The organism is Sulfurovum sp. TSL1 (genome assembly GCF_019972135.1).
Lineage (GTDB): Bacteria > Campylobacterota > Campylobacteria > Campylobacterales > Sulfurovaceae > Sulfurovum.
Map to the genome: position 1 here is coordinate 40,366 of NZ_BPFI01000004.1, position 19,615 is coordinate 59,980.

Annotated in this window: 22 protein-coding genes and 1 other RNA gene; 17 read left to right on the forward strand and 6 right to left on the reverse strand. The window is 41.6% G+C overall.

Annotation, left to right across the window (positions count from 1 at the left end; translation table 11 throughout):
- Positions 1 to 161 precede the first annotated feature (161 nt).
- The 9 genes from fumC to LDM98_RS11360 all read left to right on the forward strand — a co-directional run bounded on the left by fumC (position 162) and on the right by LDM98_RS11360 (position 8,927).
- On the forward strand, positions 162 to 1,559 hold the full coding sequence (fumC, locus tag LDM98_RS11320; protein WP_223899522.1) for a class II fumarate hydratase: 1,398 nt from the start codon (positions 162 to 164) through the stop codon (positions 1,557 to 1,559).
- Positions 1,560 to 1,748: 189 nt separating this feature from the next.
- Positions 1,749 to 2,921 (forward strand): ADP-forming succinate--CoA ligase subunit beta, encoded by a 1,173-nt coding sequence (sucC, locus tag LDM98_RS11325; RefSeq protein ID WP_223899523.1) that lies wholly within the window; start codon positions 1,749 to 1,751, stop codon positions 2,919 to 2,921.
- A gap of 3 nt (positions 2,922 to 2,924) precedes the next feature.
- Positions 2,925 to 3,794, forward strand: a complete 870-nt coding sequence (gene sucD / locus LDM98_RS11330; protein ID WP_223899524.1) for a succinate--CoA ligase subunit alpha — start codon at positions 2,925 to 2,927, stop codon at positions 3,792 to 3,794.
- A gap of 154 nt (positions 3,795 to 3,948) precedes the next feature.
- On the forward strand, positions 3,949 to 4,227 hold the full coding sequence (locus LDM98_RS11335; RefSeq protein ID WP_223899525.1) for a heavy-metal-associated domain-containing protein: 279 nt from the start codon (positions 3,949 to 3,951) through the stop codon (positions 4,225 to 4,227).
- 104 nt (positions 4,228 to 4,331) lie between these two features.
- Positions 4,332 to 4,676, forward strand: an RNA gene (rnpB, locus tag LDM98_RS11340) — RNase P RNA component class A.
- A 151-nt stretch (positions 4,677 to 4,827) separates the two neighbouring features.
- Positions 4,828 to 5,535: a hypothetical protein gene (locus LDM98_RS11345; RefSeq protein WP_223899526.1), complete on the forward strand. Its 708-nt coding sequence runs from the start codon at positions 4,828 to 4,830 to the stop codon at positions 5,533 to 5,535.
- A 57-nt stretch (positions 5,536 to 5,592) separates the two neighbouring features.
- Positions 5,593 to 6,777, forward strand: coding sequence for an aspartate aminotransferase family protein (locus tag LDM98_RS11350; protein ID WP_223899527.1), 1,185 nt, complete (start codon positions 5,593 to 5,595; stop codon positions 6,775 to 6,777).
- A complete protein-coding gene (locus LDM98_RS11355) occupies positions 6,752 to 7,951 on the forward strand; it encodes a TolC family protein (protein ID WP_223899528.1) in 1,200 nt (399 codons plus the stop codon). Before LDM98_RS11350 ends, LDM98_RS11355 begins: the two co-directional genes overlap by 26 nt.
- Positions 7,941 to 8,927 (forward strand): SAM-dependent methyltransferase, encoded by a 987-nt coding sequence (locus tag LDM98_RS11360; protein WP_223899529.1) that lies wholly within the window; start codon positions 7,941 to 7,943, stop codon positions 8,925 to 8,927. The genes LDM98_RS11355 and LDM98_RS11360 overlap by 11 nt, the downstream gene beginning before the upstream one ends.
- An 8-nt stretch (positions 8,928 to 8,935) precedes the next feature.
- Here the strand turns inward: LDM98_RS11360 and LDM98_RS11365 are convergent, their stop codons facing one another.
- The 3 genes from LDM98_RS11365 to radA all read right to left on the reverse strand — a co-directional run bounded on the left by LDM98_RS11365 (position 8,936) and on the right by radA (position 11,126).
- Positions 8,936 to 9,310 carry a hypothetical protein gene (locus tag LDM98_RS11365; protein ID WP_223899530.1) on the reverse strand — a complete coding sequence of 125 codons (375 nt, stop codon included), beginning with the start codon at positions 9,308 to 9,310 and terminating at the stop codon, positions 8,936 to 8,938.
- Positions 9,311 to 9,406: 96 nt separating this feature from the next.
- Positions 9,407 to 9,757 carry a holo-ACP synthase gene (acpS, locus tag LDM98_RS11370; RefSeq protein ID WP_223899531.1) on the reverse strand — a complete coding sequence of 117 codons (351 nt, stop codon included), beginning with the start codon at positions 9,755 to 9,757 and terminating at the stop codon, positions 9,407 to 9,409.
- A gap of 16 nt (positions 9,758 to 9,773) precedes the next feature.
- Positions 9,774 to 11,126, reverse strand: a complete 1,353-nt coding sequence (gene radA / locus LDM98_RS11375) for a DNA repair protein RadA (RefSeq protein ID WP_223899532.1) — start codon at positions 11,124 to 11,126, stop codon at positions 9,774 to 9,776.
- A gap of 195 nt (positions 11,127 to 11,321) precedes the next feature.
- On the opposite strand from radA, the gene LDM98_RS11380 reads away from it, so the two are divergent.
- Complete coding sequence (locus tag LDM98_RS11380; RefSeq protein WP_223899533.1) at positions 11,322 to 12,020, forward strand: lysophospholipid acyltransferase family protein; 699 nt, start codon at positions 11,322 to 11,324, stop codon at positions 12,018 to 12,020.
- Here LDM98_RS11380 and ftsY read toward each other — a convergent pair.
- Together ftsY and LDM98_RS11390 are read right to left on the reverse strand one after the other, a co-directional pair.
- Positions 12,017 to 12,883, reverse strand: coding sequence for a signal recognition particle-docking protein FtsY (ftsY, locus tag LDM98_RS11385; RefSeq protein WP_223899534.1), 867 nt, complete (start codon positions 12,881 to 12,883; stop codon positions 12,017 to 12,019). The two genes, LDM98_RS11380 and ftsY, sit on opposite strands and share 4 nt — an antisense overlap.
- Positions 12,884 to 12,889: 6 nt before the next feature.
- Entirely contained in the window at positions 12,890 to 13,558 is a 669-nt protein-coding gene (locus LDM98_RS11390; RefSeq protein ID WP_223899535.1) for a TlpA disulfide reductase family protein, read from the reverse strand.
- 59 nt (positions 13,559 to 13,617) lie between these two features.
- Here LDM98_RS11390 and LDM98_RS11395 point away from each other — a divergent pair, with 59 nt between their 5' ends.
- From LDM98_RS11395 to LDM98_RS11425, 7 genes are all read left to right on the forward strand, one after another.
- On the forward strand, positions 13,618 to 14,181 hold the full coding sequence (locus LDM98_RS11395) for a 5-formyltetrahydrofolate cyclo-ligase (protein WP_223899536.1): 564 nt from the start codon (positions 13,618 to 13,620) through the stop codon (positions 14,179 to 14,181).
- Positions 14,182 to 14,273: 92 nt separating this feature from the next.
- Entirely contained in the window at positions 14,274 to 15,800 is a 1,527-nt protein-coding gene (gene rny / locus LDM98_RS11400) for a ribonuclease Y (protein ID WP_223899537.1), read from the forward strand.
- Between the two features lie 48 nt (positions 15,801 to 15,848).
- Positions 15,849 to 16,379 carry a peptidylprolyl isomerase gene (locus LDM98_RS11405; RefSeq protein ID WP_223899538.1) on the forward strand — a complete coding sequence of 177 codons (531 nt, stop codon included), beginning with the start codon at positions 15,849 to 15,851 and terminating at the stop codon, positions 16,377 to 16,379.
- A complete protein-coding gene (cmoB, locus tag LDM98_RS11410; RefSeq protein ID WP_223899539.1) occupies positions 16,380 to 17,285 on the forward strand; it encodes a tRNA 5-methoxyuridine(34)/uridine 5-oxyacetic acid(34) synthase CmoB in 906 nt (301 codons plus the stop codon). It abuts the gene before it with no gap.
- Between the two features lie 134 nt (positions 17,286 to 17,419).
- Complete coding sequence (locus LDM98_RS11415; protein ID WP_008241732.1) at positions 17,420 to 18,079, forward strand: winged helix-turn-helix domain-containing protein; 660 nt, start codon at positions 17,420 to 17,422, stop codon at positions 18,077 to 18,079.
- 218 nt (positions 18,080 to 18,297) lie between these two features.
- Positions 18,298 to 18,681, forward strand: a complete 384-nt coding sequence (locus tag LDM98_RS11420) for a hotdog domain-containing protein (protein WP_223899540.1) — start codon at positions 18,298 to 18,300, stop codon at positions 18,679 to 18,681.
- Between the two features lie 52 nt (positions 18,682 to 18,733).
- Positions 18,734 to 18,988, forward strand: a complete 255-nt coding sequence (locus LDM98_RS11425; protein ID WP_223899541.1) for a hypothetical protein — start codon at positions 18,734 to 18,736, stop codon at positions 18,986 to 18,988.
- Positions 18,989 to 19,002: 14 nt separating this feature from the next.
- Here the strand turns inward: LDM98_RS11425 and LDM98_RS11430 are convergent, their stop codons facing one another.
- On the reverse strand, positions 19,003 to 19,608 hold the full coding sequence (locus tag LDM98_RS11430) for an MBL fold metallo-hydrolase (protein WP_223899542.1): 606 nt from the start codon (positions 19,606 to 19,608) through the stop codon (positions 19,003 to 19,005).
- Between the last annotated feature and the right edge of the window lie 7 nt (positions 19,609 to 19,615).

A 19,615-nucleotide genomic window follows, 5' to 3' on the forward strand; every position in this document is an offset into this window, starting at 1 on the left:
GTATAGCTTAAAAAAGATTTCAATTGGGTAACACTGTATTTAACTATATCCAGTGTCACCTACTTCCTACCACATCACTATTCACATTTTTTAGCTTCGCAATATTTCATTAACCGAAACATAGTACCATAGTCAATAATGATGATGGGAAAGGATCACCTATGGATTATAGAATAGAAAAGGACACGATGGGGGAGATGCAGGTCCCTGCTGACAAATACTGGGGTGCACAAACACAACGATCCGTGCATAATTTTGAGATAGGCAATGAAAAAATGCCTCTTGAAGTCGTTTATGGTTTTGCCAATCTAAAAAAAGCCTGTGCACTGGTCAATCACTCTTTAGGTCGCCTCGATGATGAAAAAACAACGGCGATATCCAAGGCATGTGATAGGGTTCTCTCGGGTGAACTGGATGACAATTTCCCCCTTGTCGTATGGCAGACAGGATCAGGTACACAGTCGAACATGAATATGAATGAAGTCGTTGCGAATAAAGCAACAGAGATCCTGGGTGGAGATTTTACACAAGAAAATCTGGTGCATCCCAACGATGATGTAAATAAAGGTCAGAGTTCAAATGACACGTATCCTACTGCGATGCGTATCGCTGAAGTTGTAGCGGTCACAGATAAGCTTCTTCCCGCACTCAGCCAATTGAAAAACACACTGGATGAAAAAGCAAAAATGTTTTCTGACATTGTGAAGATAGGTCGTACACATCTTCAAGATGCAACTCCACTGACACTGGGACAAGAACTTTCCGGGTATGTTGCTATGCTAGAGACAAATCTTAAGCAGATCAATGATGCACTTCTCTACTGTAAAGAACTGGCGATCGGCGGTACGGCTGTAGGTACGGGTCTGAATTCTCATCCTGAGTTTTCACAAAGAGTAGTGGTGCAACTGAACCAGTTTATGGCAAAAAATTATGGATTTGTTTCGCAGGCCAATAAGTTTCATGCACTTACGGGACATGATGCTGAAGTTGTATTGAGTGGAGCACTTAAGGCACTTGCTGCAAATCTTATGAAAATCGCCAATGATATACGATGGTTGGCATCAGGTCCAAGATGTGGTTTAGGAGAGATCGAGATTCCTGCAAATGAACCGGGTTCTTCTATCATGCCGGGTAAGGTCAATCCGACACAGGCAGAAGCGATGACCATGGTGGCGGTACAGGTGATGGGTAATGATACAGCAGTGGGGATCGCCGCATCCCAAGGGAATTTTGAACTCAATGTCTTCAAACCGGTGATCGCGTATAATGTCCTGCAATCCATTCGGCTTCTCTCTGATACCTTAAGAAGTTTTGATCTGAACTGTGCAGTAGGGATCGAGCCGATCAGAGCCAATATTGACAAATTCTTAAATGATTCACTCATGTTAGTGACTGCATTGAATCCTCATATCGGGTATGAAAATGCAGCAAAAATCGCGAAGCAGGCGCATGCAAACGGTACGACACTGAAAGAAGAAGCTGTAGCACTTGGCCTGATGTCTGCAGAAGAGTTTGATAAAAATGTGAAACCCGAAGAGATGGTTTCCCCCAAAGCTTAATGTTTTACCTCCCTTTTGTTACCAAAAGGGACAATATGATGGCTACACTATAAAATCTGAGAGAATCTCTCTAACTTAAATGTGTAAATACATAACAGTTTTCTAAAATCACTATCTTTTATAGACAAATTAATCAATTCTTATTCTCTTTCATCGTATAGTATTCCAATTTTATTAAAAGGAGTACACGTGAATATTCATGAGTATCAAGCGAAACAAATATTCCAAAAGTATGGTGTTCCAACACCTAGAGGTATTATTGCAAATACACCTGATCAAGCTGTAGCAAATGCACAAGAACTGGGTGGTAATATTTGGGTAGTAAAGGCACAGATCCACGCTGGTGGTAGAGGACTGGGCGGTGGTGTCAAACTTGCTAGGTCTGAGGAGGAAGTAAGAGAACTTGCCAAAGAGATCCTGGGTATGACTCTGGTCACACACCAAACTGGACCAGAAGGTAAATTGGTTCAAAAAGTATATATCGAAGAGGGTGCAGCGATTGCCGATGAGCTTTATCTTTCTGTTGTACTTGACAGAGCCGCTGAAATGCCAATTATCATGGCTTCAACTGAAGGTGGTATGGATATTGAAACGGTAGCACATGATACTCCTGAAAAGATCATAAAAATCAAAGTAGATCCTGCGATCGGGTTCCAACCTTACCATGGTAGAGAACTTGTATTCGGTCTTGGTATCACAGATAAAGATGAACAAAAGAAGATGATGGATTTCGCTTCTAAACTGTATAAGCTTTATATGGAAAATGATGCCGAGATGATCGAGATCAATCCGTTGATCAAAACAGAGTCTGGTGACTTCCTGGCACTCGATGGAAAAATGGGATTCGATGACTCTGCTCTTGGACGCCACCCGGATATCGAAGATATGAGAGATATCTCAGAAGAAGACCCTGATGAGAGGGAAGCGAGCCAATATGGTCTTTCTTATATCGCACTTGATGGTGAGATCGGTTGTATGGTAAACGGTGCAGGTCTTGCAATGGGTACTATGGATACGATCAACTATATGGGTGGAACACCTGCAAACTTCCTTGATGTGGGTGGTTCGGCAAATGCTGAAACAGTTGCAAAAGGATTTGAGATCATTCTTAAAAATCCAAACGTGAAAGCGATCTTTGTAAATATCTTCGGTGGTATCGTAAGATGTGACAGAATTGCAAACGGTATTCTTGAAGCAACAAAACTTGTAGATGTACATGTACCTGTTATAGTGCGTCTTGATGGAACGAATGCAGCGGAAGCAGCAGAGATTCTTAAAAATGCAAATATTCCAAACGTTATTGCAGCAACAGATCTAGCAGATGGTGCAGCAAAAGCAGTAGCAGCGGCAAAGGGAGAGTAATAGATGTCAATTTTAGTAAATAAAGATACAAAAGTAATCGTTCAAGGTTTTACAGGTAAAGAGGGTTCTTTCCATGCTGAACAGTGTATAGACTATGGTACAAATATCGTAGGTGGTGTGACACCGAACAAAGGTGGACAAACACATCTTGGAAAGCCTGTATTTAATACAGTGAGAGATGCAGTAGAGACTACTGGGGCAACTGTTTCTATGATATTCGTTCCACCGGCATTTGTAGCAGATGCGGTCATGGAAGCAGCGGATGCGGGTATCGAACTTGCAGTCATCATTACAGAAGGTGCACCGGTTAGAGATATGCAAATGGCTAAAGCGCATGCCGTTAAGAACAATATGAAGACGATCGGGCCAAACTGTCCTGGTATCATTACAGCAGAAGAGTGTAAGATAGGGATCATGCCTGGTATGATCTTCAAAAAAGGGAATATCGGACTTATCTCTAAATCTGGTACATTGACGTATGAAGGCGCAAACCAGGTATGTAATGAAGGTTTTGGTATTTCAACAGCTGTTGGTATCGGTGGAGACCCGATCATTGGTCTTAGCTACAAGCACCTTCTTAAAGAATTCCAGGATGATCCTGAAACTGAAGCGATCGTTATGATCGGTGAAATTGGTGGAGATCTTGAGATCCAGGCAGCAGCATATATCAAAGAGAACATCACTAAACCAGTGGTTGCTTTCATCGCAGGTCAAACTGCACCGGCAGGTAAAAGAATGGGGCACGCAGGTGCAATTATCTCTGGTTCTGCAGGTACAGCAAAAGAGAAAATGGATGCACTTCAGGCAGCAGGCGTGAAAGTGGTTGTTTCTCCTGCTGAGATCGGTAAAGCTGTGAAAGAAGTTCTTTCTTAATTCATACGCTTTTAGTGGGCATACGTGCCCACACCTCTATCATCTATTTCTTTTCTACACTCATTTTTATCCCCCTTGTAATAATGTAATATTATATTTTTAATTTAGTTTTTTTGACTATAATACTACTAAATTTAATCGTCAGGAGTTATTTATGCAGCAATCATTTGAGGTCTTTAATGTCAAATGTGGCGGGTGTGCAGCTACACTCAAGAGTAAACTTGCCAAAGAATTTGGAGAGATAGAAGTCGATTTAAACGTACTTCCTCGAAAAATAACTTTAGATATAGACAACAAGGATATCGATAAATTATCCAAAGCATTGAAAGCACTCGGTTATCCTTTGGCTTCAGAAGAGATGGGTTTCATGGACAGTACTTCAGCAAAAGCAAAAAGTTTTGTTTCTTGTGCCATAGGTAAAATGAACAGTTGATCTGGAGAAATAATTTCTGTAATTTCCCTGCTTCTATAGAGTATATCAATTCTTATATTAATCATAACTCTTAACAATCACCTTTTTATATGGTATAATTGCATTAAGGTGAATAGGTAGTTGCTGGTGGCTTTATGCCACGAGAGGAAAGTCCGGGCTGCAAGTGAGACAGGACTCCATCTAACGGATGGCCAGAGTGATCTGAGGGCAAGTGCAACAGAAAGTAGGTAGCCACTTCGGTGGTGATAGTGAAAGGGTGGGGTAAGAGCCCACCAGTGCCTGTGGTAACATGGGCAGCTAGGTAAACCCTGTCCGCAGCAAGAAGTATATGGTATAAGTCTCACAGGCTGTTAGATCAGCACTCATACTTTGCTTGAACGTATTGGTAACAATACGTCTAGATAAATAACTACCCACGACAAAACCCGGCTTATCGTTCACCTTATCTTCTTATTTGAACTTTATCATCCCAAAAGCTATAAAAACAGTTGTTTTCAGGGTCTATTGGTATGGAAAGAGCCTTCCTGGAGATACTTCTTGGTATTTCATATTCAGCACTTAACTCTATTTTGATATAATCAGTGAAAAAAGAGATGGTGAATGAAAGCTTTTTTATTATTATTGACCCCATTAGTGATCTTTGCAAAAGTACATTATGCAAAAGTCGAACCCTATGAATCTGTAACCTTGAAGTCTGCTGTCAGTGCCTTGGTACTAGATGTAGATCTGGAAGCTGAAGGGAGTGTAGTGGATCAAAAACGTGTGATCTATCTGGATGATTATTTGGATAAGATCAACTTGAAAACATCCAAAGAAACTCTTCTCATTCTTCATGAAACGTTAAAACGAAAAGAATCATATTTTCAACGCATAGATAAGTTGAAAACAACATCTGCGGCCCAAAAAGACGAGGCTTTTTACAGTTTTGCTTCTGCAAAAACACAGTATTTGGATATGCAGTATAAGATTGCGCAGCTTGAAGACAGTATTGAAAAAAAATCTATTGTACTCAAGAATATGTATCTGTATGAAATAATGGTACGCAAAGGTGATTATGTATCACCGGGGTCACCTTTGGCAACAGTAGCGGATGTAAGCAGAGCAAAGTTGGTACTTTTTTTAGAACCTGAAGAGTTGGATCAGATAGGGCAAAAAACGGTCTATCTGAACGGTGAAAAAACAGCGTATAAGGTAGATAAAGTCTGGAGAGTAGCGGATGAGAAGTTCATCTCTTCTTATCGTGCAGAGATATACATACCCGCACCTGAGGGATCATTTTCCGAGCTTATGAAAGTAGAGATAAAATAATCATTACAAAACAACACTTTGCTATAATACTGTAAAGACTAATAGAGATGGGAAAAAATGAATTTAGAACAACAAGATAAACAATATGTGCTTCAAACTTATGCACGTGACTATACGAACTTTGTCAAAGGTGTAGGATCTACACTCTATGATGAGCATGGTAAAGATTATATAGATTTCGCTTCCGGTATCGCTGTAAACTCTGTAGGACATAACCATCCTAAGCTGGTTGAAGCTATCTGTAACCAGGCTAAAAACATCATACATATCTCAAACCTTCAAGTGATAGAGCCACAGGCAAAGCTGGCACAGAAGATGGTAGAGCTCAGCGGATATGATATGGGTGTATTCTTTGCCAACTCGGGTGCAGAAGCGAATGAAGGGGCGATCAAGATCGCGCGTAAGTATGGTGAGACGAAATTTGCAAACAAGCGTTATAAAGTGATCACACTTGAACACTCCTTTCATGGGCGTACGATCACGACAGTGAAGGCAACAGGCCAGGAGAGTTTTCATACGCCGAACTTTTCACCCTATCCGGAAGGATTCAGCTATGAAAAGAGTATCGAAGATGTCTATAAAGCCATCGATGATGAGACTGTAGCAGTGCTTATCGAGTTGGTTCAGGGTGAGGGTGGGGTCCAGCCTTTTGAAAAAGAGGAGATCCAACAACTCGCTAAGCACCTCAAGGAGAAAGGTGTGCTGCTTATCGTGGATGAGGTACAAACAGGTGTCTACCGTACCGGTGAGTTTCTCGCATCCAATCTTTATGAGATCGAACCGGATATCATCACTTTGGCCAAAGGACTTGGTGGCGGTGTACCCATAGGTGCTGTGATGACCAAGCATAAAGATGTTCTGGTCGCAGGAGATCATGGAAGTACGTTTGGAGGTAATTACCTCAGTACTGCTGCAGGTCTTGCAGTGTTAGATATTTTGCATCCTTTGTATGATGATGGTACCATTGATGAAACCTTGGTCTACTTTTCACAAAGATTGCATGAGATGGCTGAAACATATACGCATTTGTTTGAAAAAGAAGTAGGATTGGGATTGATGCGGGGACTCCGTGCCAAAAGTGCGGATGTTCAGGTAGGTGTGATAAAGAACTGTATGGCCGAAGGCCTTGTTGTCCTTAAAGCAGGACGCAATACGGTACGTTTTCTGCCAAGTCTCACCATCAGTAAAAATGAAATGGATGAAGGGTTTAAACGTTTTGAAAAAGCTATTTCTTCTTTGTAGTTTAGCAGCAGCATCACTGATACATGCCGACGAACTGGGCGACATACTCTCTGATAATAAAGAGCTGATCTTTGATTATCAGTTGGAAAGTAATGAACTTGAGAGCGATATACTTTCAAAGAGCTGGTTGAACCCGGTAAGAGTACAGTACAGCAAGAATTTCACGACGCAGTTTGTCGATACAACAAGAATAACAGGTGGTTATTCTATTGTTATAGACCAGCCTATCTTCAGGTCAGGCGGGATCTACTATGGTATCAAGTACTCACAGGCACTCCGTGATGCGACCCGAGCAGATATACAGCTTCAAGAACGTACCATGATCGGTGATGCGATCTCCATACTTTTCAATTTGAAGAAAACAAGACTTGAACAAGAAAAAATGAAGTATCAGATCAAAAATGATGTGATCGATATACGCCAAAAACGTGACAGTTATGATGCAGGTTTGCTGGACAGCAGTTTTTTGGACCAGGCAATTTTGAAAAAAAGTCAGGATGAAACAGCACTGCTTGAAATGGATCTGACACTGATGGAGCTCAATCAGAAGTTTGCACTCTTAAGTGACAAAGATCCCAAGGGTTTACGTCTCCCTGCATTAGAATTGATGAGTAAAACAGACTACAGTGAATCAAACCTGGAACTCAAAAGAGACAGGCTGCGTGCTCTACAGTCAGACTATAATCAAAAAGTGACATGGGCAAAGTACCTGCCCGAAGTTTCTTTACAGGGGCAGTATACGGATGCAGATGTAAACCCGTTTTTTCAAGGCATTTCTACCATTAAAGAGAAATATTATACATACGGTTTTACAGTCTCCATGCCATTGGATATCAACTCTTTTTCTGACATTGAGGCGAGTAAAGTCGAAAAGCTGAAGGCTGCAACAGAAGCGATTGACCGAAAAGAGACGGTAGATGAAGAGTATGATTGGATCCATAACAGTTTAAGTATTTTAGATAAAAAGATTCTCTTGGCCCAAAAAGACGAAAAGGTCTACAAAAGCCTCTATCGTCTTACGAAAAATCTTGCAGATGCAGGAGAGAAGACCTCTTTTGATGCGGAGATCATGCATAACTCTCTGCAGATCAGAAAGATTGATCAAAAAATCTATCAGATAGATAAACAACTGCAGTTGTTAAAACTTTATGTACGGGTGGAGAATGCAATTTAGCGACTATATGAATGCGTGGCTTTATGGCGAAGAGGGATACTATAAAAACTTTAAAGCGATAGGTAGATCCGGGGATTTCTATACCGCGGTCAGTACAAGCAGATTTTTTGGCGCAAGTATCGCCAATTATTTCTATGCTCTTTTGAAAGAGGGTAAAGCGGACAGGAACGGATGGTTGATAGAGATAGGTGCGCACCAGGGTTATCTGATCTGTGACATGATACAGTGGCTTTATACCTGTGATCCGACCTTGGTAACAACACTGAAGTTTGGTATCGTAGAACGCCAGCCTGAAGTACAAAAGGCGCAGTTGGCCTATATCAAAGAGCGTTTTGGTGATGATGTGCAGATCACACATTTTAACGACATTGCAGAAGTGAAGGCAGCCTACGCTTTTGTTGTGGCCAATGAAATTTTCGATGCTTTCCCTTGTGAACTTTTAAAAGATGAAAAGATGGCGCTGGTAAAAGCACATGAGATCGAGTGGGTAGAAGCGCCAGCGGAGATGTTGACCTGGGCGAAGAAATATCATTTAAAACAGGGCGAAATCGCCATAGGCTATGAGGCATTTGCGAAAGAGATGGCAAAGGGTATAGAAAAGTGTGATTTTGTCTCTTTCGATTATGGTGAAAAGTATGTACGCAATGACTTTTCCATCCGTGTCTACAGGGCACATGAAACTTTTCCTCTGTTTGATGAATCACTGATCCTGTCTGAATCCTATAAAAAAGATGACATCACCTATGATGTGAACTTTGGACATGTGAGTGAAGCATTTGCAACAGCAGGTTTTGAAGAAGTTGCCTATGAGACACAGGCACGTGCGTTGATACGTTTCGGGATCATTGATATTCTTGAAAGTTTTGCCAAACAGACTACACAGGCAAGATATATGGGTGAAGCAGATAAGATCAAAACACTGATATCTCCCACGATGATGGGAGACAGGTTCAAACTGATACATTTCAGAAAGTAGTCTTACTGCTACCTTGTTGCTTTGAGCATTTTACACCGTTTGATGGAAGCGGCTTCACTGCCGAACATTGCAGCGTATTTATCGAACTTCTCTTGCGTGATCATAGTGATGCACTCTTCTTTGTCCATGGTGTCTGAAGAGGCGCTGACCATCTGCTCAGCTATTTCTGTTTTTTCGTTTTTCTTTGACTCTTTGGGATACATGTAGGCAGTATCAAAATTGGTATCATCCACTTCTTTGAGCTTTATTTTTTTCTTTGGAGGAGGCGGAAGATAGGTCTGTTTGACTACATGAGGGGTCTTATTTTCTTTAGTTTCCACGGTAGGTTGGTCACATCCGCCCAAGAGCATCAAAATAGCGATAGTGACGATGCTATATCTCATATCTACTCCTTTATGTCATAATCATACGCTTATTGTAATATAATCCACTGATAATTACAATAATACTTTTTAAAATTTAAAAGATAAAGAGGCGGATCATTGGCTAATGACTGCAACGGCGATCGCAAATCCGCCATCATGACTGATGGAGAGTGAAGATGCTTTGATCCGGTGTTTTTTTTGTGCTTTTTCACTGAGTCTGAATTCAGGTGCGCCACGGCCATTTTTGGTGATGAGTATATCATGAAATGAAAGTTCACTGCCAATGCCGCAGCCCAATGCTTTTGAAATAGCCTCTTTCGCTGCCCAAAATCCTGCTATGGATGCTGTCTTTTCTACGAGCTCGATCTCTTGTGGGGTCAAAAAACGTTGTTTGAATTTATCCCCAAATTGTGTCAATGCTCTCTCAATCCTATGGATCTCTACGATATCTGTTCCTATTTTCATAGGCATATTATATCTATTACATCCACTCAACTACTTTAGAGACTTCATCGGCTATAAAACATTTGATGTTTGTTTTTTCAAGCGGTTTGTTGGGTATGACAGCTTTTGTAAACCCTTGTGTCTCGATCTCTTTGAGCCGTTGCGCGAGTCCGGAGACTTCACGTATCTCACCCGTAAGACTGACTTCACCCAGAAAAAGCGTCTCTGCACTCAGTTTCCTGTCTCTGTAGCTGCTTAAGATGGCTGCGATGATCGCAAGGTCTGCAGAAGGTTCATGGATCTTGATCCCTCCTGAGACATTGATAAAGACATCATAGGTACCAAGGGGAAGATCAAGTTTCTTTTCGAGTAGCGCCAAAAGCATACCCAGACGGTTGTTGTCAAAACCGGTAGAACTTCTTTTAGGATGTCCATAGGATTCTGAAACCAGTGCCTGTACCTCTACGATAATGGGACGGCTTCCCTCCATGATGACAGTGAGTGCTGAACCTGACTGGAGATGCTCTTTGTTGAAAAATTTGCCGGCCATACTTTTTGCATCGTTCAAGCCCTCTTTGTTCATCTCAAATATACCCACTTCATTGGTCGCACCAAAACGGTTTTTAAAACCGCGCAGTAGGCGAAGATCGGAGTTCGTATCTCCTTCGAAATAGAGCACCGTATCTACCATATGTTCAAGGACCCTGGGTCCTGCGATGGAACCGTCTTTAGTGATATGCCCGATGATAAAGATAGGTATCTGCAAAGACTTCGCGATACGCATCAGTTCAAACGTGATCGTACGCACCTGTGTGACTGAACCGGGTGCAGAGGGTGTTTCATCAGAGTAGAGGGTTTGTATGGAGTCTATGACGATAAGTTCATAGGCGTGATTGCCGATCTCTGAAAGGACAGAGCCAAGACTGATCTCGGGGAGCAGAAAAAGGTTTTCATGGTTGGCTTCCAGTCTGTTGGCCCTTAGTTTGATCTGTCCGGCAGACTCTTCTCCTGAGACGTATAAGACCTTTTTTGATGCTCTGGCCAGGTTCCCTGCAATCTTAAGCAAAAGGGTGGATTTTCCTACACCCGGGCTGCCTCCTATAAGGGTCAGTGAACCCGGAACTATGCCCCCTCCCAGTACCAGGTCCAGTTCTCCGCTTCCTGAAGTAAAACGGACGATATTGTCTTCTTCTATCTGTGTGATCGGTTTTGCTTTGGGGAGTGATGAACCTGAAGCGCTGGAACTTGAAGTCTCTTTCAAAAATTTAATTTGATCAGCGCTCAGTTCGACCATTGTCTCCCACTGATCGCATGAAGTACACTTCCCCATCCATCTTGGAGATTGAAATCCACATGCCTGACACTCAAATAATGTTTTTTTCTTTGCCATGATTAACCTTCTGTGCTATTGTGATGGTATTATAAGGGCTAAATGATATAAAAATGAGAAAAAATGTCATATTGACATCTTTTTAATCTATGCCATGTCAAAGACGGGCAGATGTAAAGGGTGGTATGCCCCTTGTCCATGGGTATATTTTTTAACTCTTTTGGCTATAATTTCGGCATATATGAAGGAAACTTAGTGACACTGAATACCATTAAACAGCTTTTTTACGGTCTTTATCTGACAAACAGTTTTGGATATCGATTAAGCAAAATCAATGACCCCATGGAAGTGAAAAGATTAAGGCTTGCATATTCGCAGGCACAGCTTGATGCTTTACAGATTTCCGTGAAGGTTGAAAATCCGGAAAAACTGCCTCAAGAGGGACAATACCTTATTGTGGCCAATCATAGAAGTATCATTGATCCCCCAATTATAGAAGTCGCACTGAAGCATACAAAGATCTTCGGTCCGTGGATCTCAAAAAAAGAGCTTTATAACTCCTTCTTCTTTGGACTGTTTGTCCGTAATGCAGGTTCGATACTCCTTGACAGAGAAAAGAGCCAGATGAGTGGTTTTTTTGCTGAGACAAAAGAAGCGGTCAAACGCGGAGAGTCCATTTTTATCTTTCCTGAAGGTACACGAAATAAAACGGATAAAGCGTTGACAACATTCAAAGAGGGGTCTCGTTTGATCGCTTTGAAAAACCGTTTACCTATCTTGCCTCTATATATTAAAACAGATGCGGACAAGGTATTGAAAAATGCATTAAATGACAGTAAATTGGCACAGGAAGTGACCATCGTCATCGGAGATGTCATAGACTACAAAGAGAAAACAAGCCTTGAGACCATGTACCGTAAAATGTTCTCTCTCGAGGAAGAGCAAACTGCCTAAATAAAGATCTCGTCGAGTATCGTATTGATATATTCATTCGCCTTGAACCGAATAAGGTCTTTGGGCTGTTCGCCCGTACCGATGTAAAAGATAGGCATTTTTAGTTCATCCGCGATACTGAGTACTGAACCACCTTTGGCGGTACCGTCAAGTTTTGTAATAATGATGCCGTCGATCCCGATCATTTCATTGAATGCTTTGGCCTGGTTGATGGAAGAACTCCCTTGAGTTCCATCCAGAATGAGCATTTTACGGTGCGGCGCACCATCCAGTGCCTTACCTGCGACACGGATCATTTTTTTGAGCTCTTCACTCAGGTTGGTCTGTGTGTGGAGTCTTCCTGCCGTGTCAATGATGATGTTATCATAATCTTTGGCTTTAGCAGACTCTATCGCATCAAAGACCACAGCAGAAGGGTCATGCCCCTGTTGTGTCGCAATAATAGGGACCTCTAACTTGTCAGCCCATCTTGTAAGCTGTTCTATCGCCGCAGCACGGAAAGTATCTCCTGCCCCCAGCATCACCTTTTTACCCTCTTGTTTGTAGCGATATGCCAGTTTGGAAATGGTCGTTGTCTTTCCTGCACCGTTGACACCTATGATCATCTCTACAAAAGGTTTGGCATCGCTCTCTTTGAAGTCCGCTTTATACTGAAAAACCGAGATAAGCGAGTTGAATGCCTGGATCCTATTGATCTTGTCCGGCAATCCGTTCAATATTTTTTCTACAAGTTCATAATGTACATCCGCTTCAAGCAGGATATCTTCAAATTCATCTTTGGGGATCTCTTTTCGTTTCGTTGGTGCAACATCTTTGATCGCGTCACTGGTTTTACCCAATACTTTTTTTAGTAAATTAAACATGCGCTATTACCTTGTTTCTAGTTGTTTTTTGGCTTGTTGTATATCGTAGTCTATCATCTCGACGGGAACGGCACCTTCATAATGCGTAAAGTACTCTCCTCCCACATACATCACTGTAAGTGGAATGGAAAAGTTCTTAGGCAGGTCGAGTGTTGTTGCCAGATGATCTGCAAAGGTATCGTTTTCTGTACCGTTGGAGATAAAATAATTGATCTGGTTTTTTGCCATAAAGCTCCCCAATGCATCTTGTGTGATCGTGTCATGGGTAAGTATACCTATGACAAAAAGCTCTTCTTTGTATTTTTTCTGAAGATCGTTCAAATAGGGTATTTCTCCGATACAGGGCGGACACCAAGTGGCAAAAAGATTGACAATGACAATCGGCTGTGTCGTATCTTGAAAAATGACCTTTTTGTCAGAGATGGCAACTTTATGACTTTTCACTTTCGTGTTGATGAGCGTAAAGACCGTTGAGGGTGTTTCCGGTAGCGATGACTTGATTTTTGGAAGCACACTTTCTTGTACCGGTGTATCTTTTTTCACAATCACTTCGGTCGTGTTCTCAGTGGGAAGAGGGGTGGATTCCGGTTGCTTCTCTTCTTTCCAGATGAAGATGATCAAAATAATGAGCAGTAATAGTAATAATGAAAGCAGCGCAGCTGTTTTTTTATGCACATAGACCCTTTTGGTATAATTAGTCTGGCGATTATAGCCAAAGAGCAATAAATAATAAGATGAATAGATGGATGAGTATGACAAAAGAGGCTAAAAAAAAGAGATTTAGATGTGAGAGCCTGGAACGATTAAAGAGGGTTTCCGGGTGTGGCAGTTATAAAAAAGATAAGACCATAGTGCATGCACTGTATCAATATATTGTGGAAAACAAAGCTCACACGGTGATGCTTTATATCCCTTTAGGAACAGAGGTGAATATCTATCCTCTCATACAGAGATTGCGTAGAGAAAAGAAACTGCTCTATGTACCATTTATGGAAGGTACAAGTTTTAGGCTGGTAAAATATAGGCTTCCACTAAAGAAAAAGAAGTTTGGGATCAAAGAACCCAACGATTCAAAACAATACAGAAAAAAAAATATAGATATCGCTATCGTACCTATCGTGGGAGTAGATGTGACACTGAGACGTGTTGGATTCGGAAAAGGTATGTATGATAGATTTTATGAAAAACAGAAGAGATATATCAACAAAACAGTTTTTGTAGCGCGTGAATTGTGTTACAGCGAAGAGATCATAACAGACGATTATGATGTGAAGGCAGACATGATCATTACCGCTTAAAGAGGTTTTGCCAAAAGCAAAACTTGGATGATCGCATGGCATGGGAACTTGGTTCGTATGCCAGGGGACATGTAATGACCGAAGGATAAGTAATGTTAGGGATAATAGGCGTTTCCGGTATCGCGGGCGCAGTTATGGGCACAGGTGTGTGTTACCTGTGGTTAAAAAAGAGCACGAAGAATAAATTTTCATATATAGAATCAGAAGCAAGAGCCAAGGCCAAAGCGATAGAGAAAGAGACGGAACTTTTACTTAAATCTGCGCATGTAAAGATCAAAGAGAACGAGTTGGAACAAGAGCGTGAATTTCAACAGCGTGTGGCTAAGGTAGATGAACGTCACCGTACTCTGATATTGAAAACCAAAGAGCTGACTTCTAAAGAAGAGAGCCTAAGACTCTTGGAAAAGAGAGTCTTGGAAAAAGAGACCCAGTTAGAAAAACTTGAGAAACGAAAACAAGAAGAGATCGTCAAAACGGTAGATAAAATGCAGCATATCGCCTCTTTGACACAAGAGGAAGCCAAAGCGTATATCTTAGAAAAGGTGGAAGAGCAGAGCCGTGCAGATGTTGCCAATATCGTACGTAAGTATGAGCAGATGGCAAAAGAAGAGGGTGAACGCAAAGCCAATTATATTTTGGCACAGGCTACAACACGTTATGCGGGTGACTTTGCAGGGGAGCGTCTTATCAACCTTGTGAATTTACCTAGTGATGAGCACAAAGGACGCATCATCGGCAAAGAGGGCCGGAATATCAAGACACTGGAGATGCTCTTAGGGGTAGATATCGTGATAGATGAAACACCGGGTGTGATCCTTGTAAGCAGTTTTAATCTCTATCGAAGGGCAATTGCAACCAGGGTGATAGAGATACTGGTAGAAGATGGACGCATACATCCGGGCCGTATAGAAGAGGTCCATGCAAAAGTGGAAGCGGAGTTTGAACAAAAAACGTATGAAGAGGGCGAAAATATACTGATAGATCTAGGGCTTTTCCCTATGCATGAAGAGCTTGTGAAACTTTTGGGCCGTATGAAATACAGAGCCAGCTATGGACAGAATGCTCTGGCACATACCTTGGAGGTAGCCAAACTTGCACGTGTCATGGCAGCGGAGATGGGCGGAGATGAAAAACTTGCGCTTCGTGCCGGTCTCTTGCATGATATCGGCAAGGCACTGACACAGGACCTGGGGGGTTCTCATGTAGATATAGGTGTAGAGCTTTGTCGTAAACATGGGGAACACCCTACGGTCATCAATGCGATCTATGCCCATCATGGATATGAAGAACCAGACTCTGTAGAGAGTGCTGCGGTGTGTGCTGCAGATAAACTCTCTGCAGCAAGACCTGGGGCCAGAAGAGAGGTGCTTGAAAGCTTTACAAAGCGGGTGAAAGAGGTTGAAGACATTGCGCTAAATAAGGAGTATGTCACGCAAGCCTATGCCATTAATGCGGGTAGAGAGATACGTGTATTTGTCAATGCCCAGAAGATGAATGACAATGAAACCGTACTGTTGAGTAAAGAAATTGCCAAAGAGATACAAGAAAAAGTACAGTATCCCGGTGAAATAAAAGTGAATGTGATCCGCGAAACCCGTGCTGTGAATTATGCAAAGTAAAATTTTAAAATGGTTATAATTTTGAGAATTTAGTTTAAGGATAGATAGATGAAGAAAATTTTAGTGGCGATACTATTGATAGGTTTGGCTGTTCAAGCCTATGCAAAAGATACGATTGTGGTACTTGAAACCAATGTAGGAAAAATAGAATTAAAAATGTATCCTGAGGTGGCACCGCTTGCGGTTGAAAACTTTACCACACATGTGAAAAACGGTTATTATAACGGGCTTATTTTCCATAGGATCATTAAAGGTTTTATGATCCAGGGAGGTGACCCTACAGGTACGGGTAGAGGCGGTGAGTCTATCTGGAAAAAAGATTTTGAAGATGAATTCGCACCCAATGTGGTATTTGACAGACCGATGTTGTTGGCTATGGCAAACCGCGGGCCTAAAACAAACGGAAGTCAGTTTTTCATTACACTTGCACCCACCCCTTGGTTAAACGGTAAACATACGATCTTCGGTGAAGTGGTGTCGGGTGAAGAAGCGGTACGTAAGATGGAAAATGTTTCTACGGGCAGAGGGGACAGACCCATGTTCGATCAGATGATCAAAAAAGCATACATAAAACAATAGATGGATTTAAACAGTTTAAGGGAAGAGCGTAAGAAATGGCTTACGTGGAAAAATATCACACCTTTTCAGGAAGCCATCGGATCGCTTAAAACGTATGAGGATGTTGAGGTAAAGCTTGGAGACAGGGTCGAAGTTCAGATCAAGGACCTCACCCCCCAGGATGCCCGGCAGATAAAAGAAACGGCACTTTTGATGAAGCCCTGGCGAAAAGGGCCGTTTCAGATCAATGATCTGTTTATAGACGCTGAATGGCAAAGCCAGATCAAATACAATCTGCTTGAACCGCATTTCAACCTGAAAGGCAAGATCGTTGGTGACATAGGATGCAACAATGGGTATTACCTGTTCCGTATGTTGTCTCAGTCACCTAAAAAACTGATAGGTTTTGATCCCTCTGCGATCTACTATTCACAGTTTCAGTTCATCAACCATTTTATCAAGTCTGATATTGTGTATGAACTTTTGGGGGTAGAACATGTGGAGTTCTACGAACATAAGTTCGATACACTGTTCTGTTTGGGAGTGCTCTATCACAGGTCCGACCCTGTCGCCATGCTGAAATCACTTTTTAAAGGACTCCATAAAGGCGGGGAACTCATTTTAGATACCTTTATGATAGACGGTGAAGGTGAGATGTGTCTGACACCCAGAGACCGTTATTCAAAAATACCGAATATCTATTTTGTCCCTACGGTCAATGCTTTAAAGAACTGGTGCTTCAGGGCAGGGTTTGAAACCGTTGAAGTGTTGGAGATCATGAAAACAGAACCTACTGAACAGAGAAAAACAGAATGGATAGAGACACAAAGCCTGGAAGATTTCCTGGACCCTGATGACCATACAAAGACCGTCGAGGGGTACCCTGCACCTAAAAGAGTCTACATAAAGGCAATGAAATCACTTTAAAACAGCTTAAAAAACTTCATTCTTAAAGTTAGTTTTATTTTTAAATAAGGTTGATTTAGCTATAAATACGCTAATAAAAGCAAAAAGTAGACAAAATTTAAGTTTTGTAGACTTTCTTACTGGATTGGAAAAGAATGAGAATATTAACGGTAGGTTTCAACGATGAGTACGTTAAAGAACTTGAAAAAGAGTTAGACAAATACTTTATTTGTATTGTTGACAATGCAAAAGATATGTATGATGCAACCAACTTTACAGACTTTAGACACTATGAGCTGGTTGTGATCGTGGATGAAGGTGTAAAGTTTTCACTTGAACGATATGTGAATGAAGTCAAAAAGAAAAAGAGTGAAACGAAGATCATGATCTTGACAAATAATGTCAAAGCACAATCTGCTTTCTTCTCTTTGGGTGTCGATGATGTGATCTATCAACACGGTGAATACCCTGATCTTATCGCGGCAAGAGTGTTGGCAAATATGAGACATCTGTTCGGTACACAGGTAAACATCGATAAACTTGTGATCGATATCGCAAACAAAAAGATCGAATATGACGAGAAGATCGTTTCTCTCAATGGCAAGACATTTGATATCCTGGCATACCTTGCACTTCGTAAACAACGTGTTTTTTCGAAAGATGAGATCATCAATGCTCTTTGGGAAGAGCCTGAGTATGTCAGTGATAACACGGTTGAAGTGGCGATCAATCAGATCAGAAAAAGACTGAAAAGCATTTTGGGTTTCCAAGTCATCCATACAGTACGAAGACGCGGGTACAAGTTCTCCTACTAGTTCCCGTTTTCATGAACGGAAATACCTTCTCGTTCCCACTCTCCCGAGTGGGAATGCATACTTCAATTTTCATATTTTAGAAATATTTCCTCCTATTTTAACTGTGACATTGTTTCCCCTTTCCTTTTTTTAGAAAAAACGAAACCATGACAGGGCACACTTCGTGTGATTAATAGATGATTTTTAGATATAATCTTCAAAAACTTTGAGGATCTATGATGCAACTGAATACCCATCTAAATATCAATACATCACTTTGCGGAAAAGTGACAAAGCTTCAGGAAAATTATGCAGAAGTACTGCTGCATACCACACGACAAATGGCGGCGGATATGCAGGGGTTGGTACATGGCGGTTTCATCTTCGGTGCAGCAGATTATGCAGCCATGTCTGCAGTGAATGATCCTTATGTGGTCCTGGGTGCTTCAAGTTCGAAGTTTATAGCACCTGTAAAGGTCGGTGACGCAGTCCTATGTAAAGCTTCGGTTGTCAATAGTCAAGGCAAGAAAGCCGAGGTAGAAGTAGAGGCATTTGTCAATGGAAAGTTAGTCTTTGAAGGCAGCTTTACAACATTTGTATTGCCTTCGCATGTCTTAGGCTAACAGAAGCTTATGCTATACTTCATTTTTTAAATACAATTCAAGGTAAATGACAATGAAAAAATTCTTTCTCTATGTGTTTCTGGCTCTGGCAATATTGGCTGCAATCTTTACATATATTCTTTACAGCGAAGGAGCATTTGAAACATATGAACCTGAACAAAAAAGTGATCTAAAACCTTTTATGAAGTGTGAAGCAGGAAAATGTGGTTCAGGAAAACCGGAAACGGCAGAAAAAAGTGATTTAAACCCTTCTATGAAGTGTGAGACAGGAAAATGCAGTGCAGGAAAATGCGGTGAGGGTCAATAGATCAGAGTAGAGGATCAAAGCGTCCTCTTTACCTGCTCTATCCAAAAAGGTATGACCCTTTGTTCTGCTTTGAGGGTCGTGCTCATCCCATGGCCGGGATAGATCGTATAATCGCCTTCTATCGTGAGCGCTTTTTCTAAACTCTTCACCATTGCTTCTCCGCTTGATGAAGGGAAATCCCATCTTCCAATACTCTGTTCAAAAAGAAAGTCCCCACTGAACCATACATCATCGATCTCTATGATGGAACAGCCAGGCGTATGCCCCGGAAAGTGACGGTATTTGATCTTTACCCCTTCAATGGTCAGTTCTTCATCACCTACGATGATATGGTCCGGTTCACTTGGAGGCGTACCTTGTTCAAGAGGATCGTCTGTAAGCATAAAAACATCCCCTTTGGGACAATAGATAGGAAGCCTCAGTTTCTCCTGGACCTCCGCATTTGACCATACATGGTCGAAGTGGCCATGGGTGTTAAGTATAGCGACGGGATTGGTGACATTGTCAAGAACCCACTGGGTCGCACCCATACCGGGGTCTATAATAAAATCTTTTCCCTCAACGGTTGCAATGTAACAGTTGGTCTGGTAAGCGCCCATAGGTTGTATTTTGATTTGCATGATATAA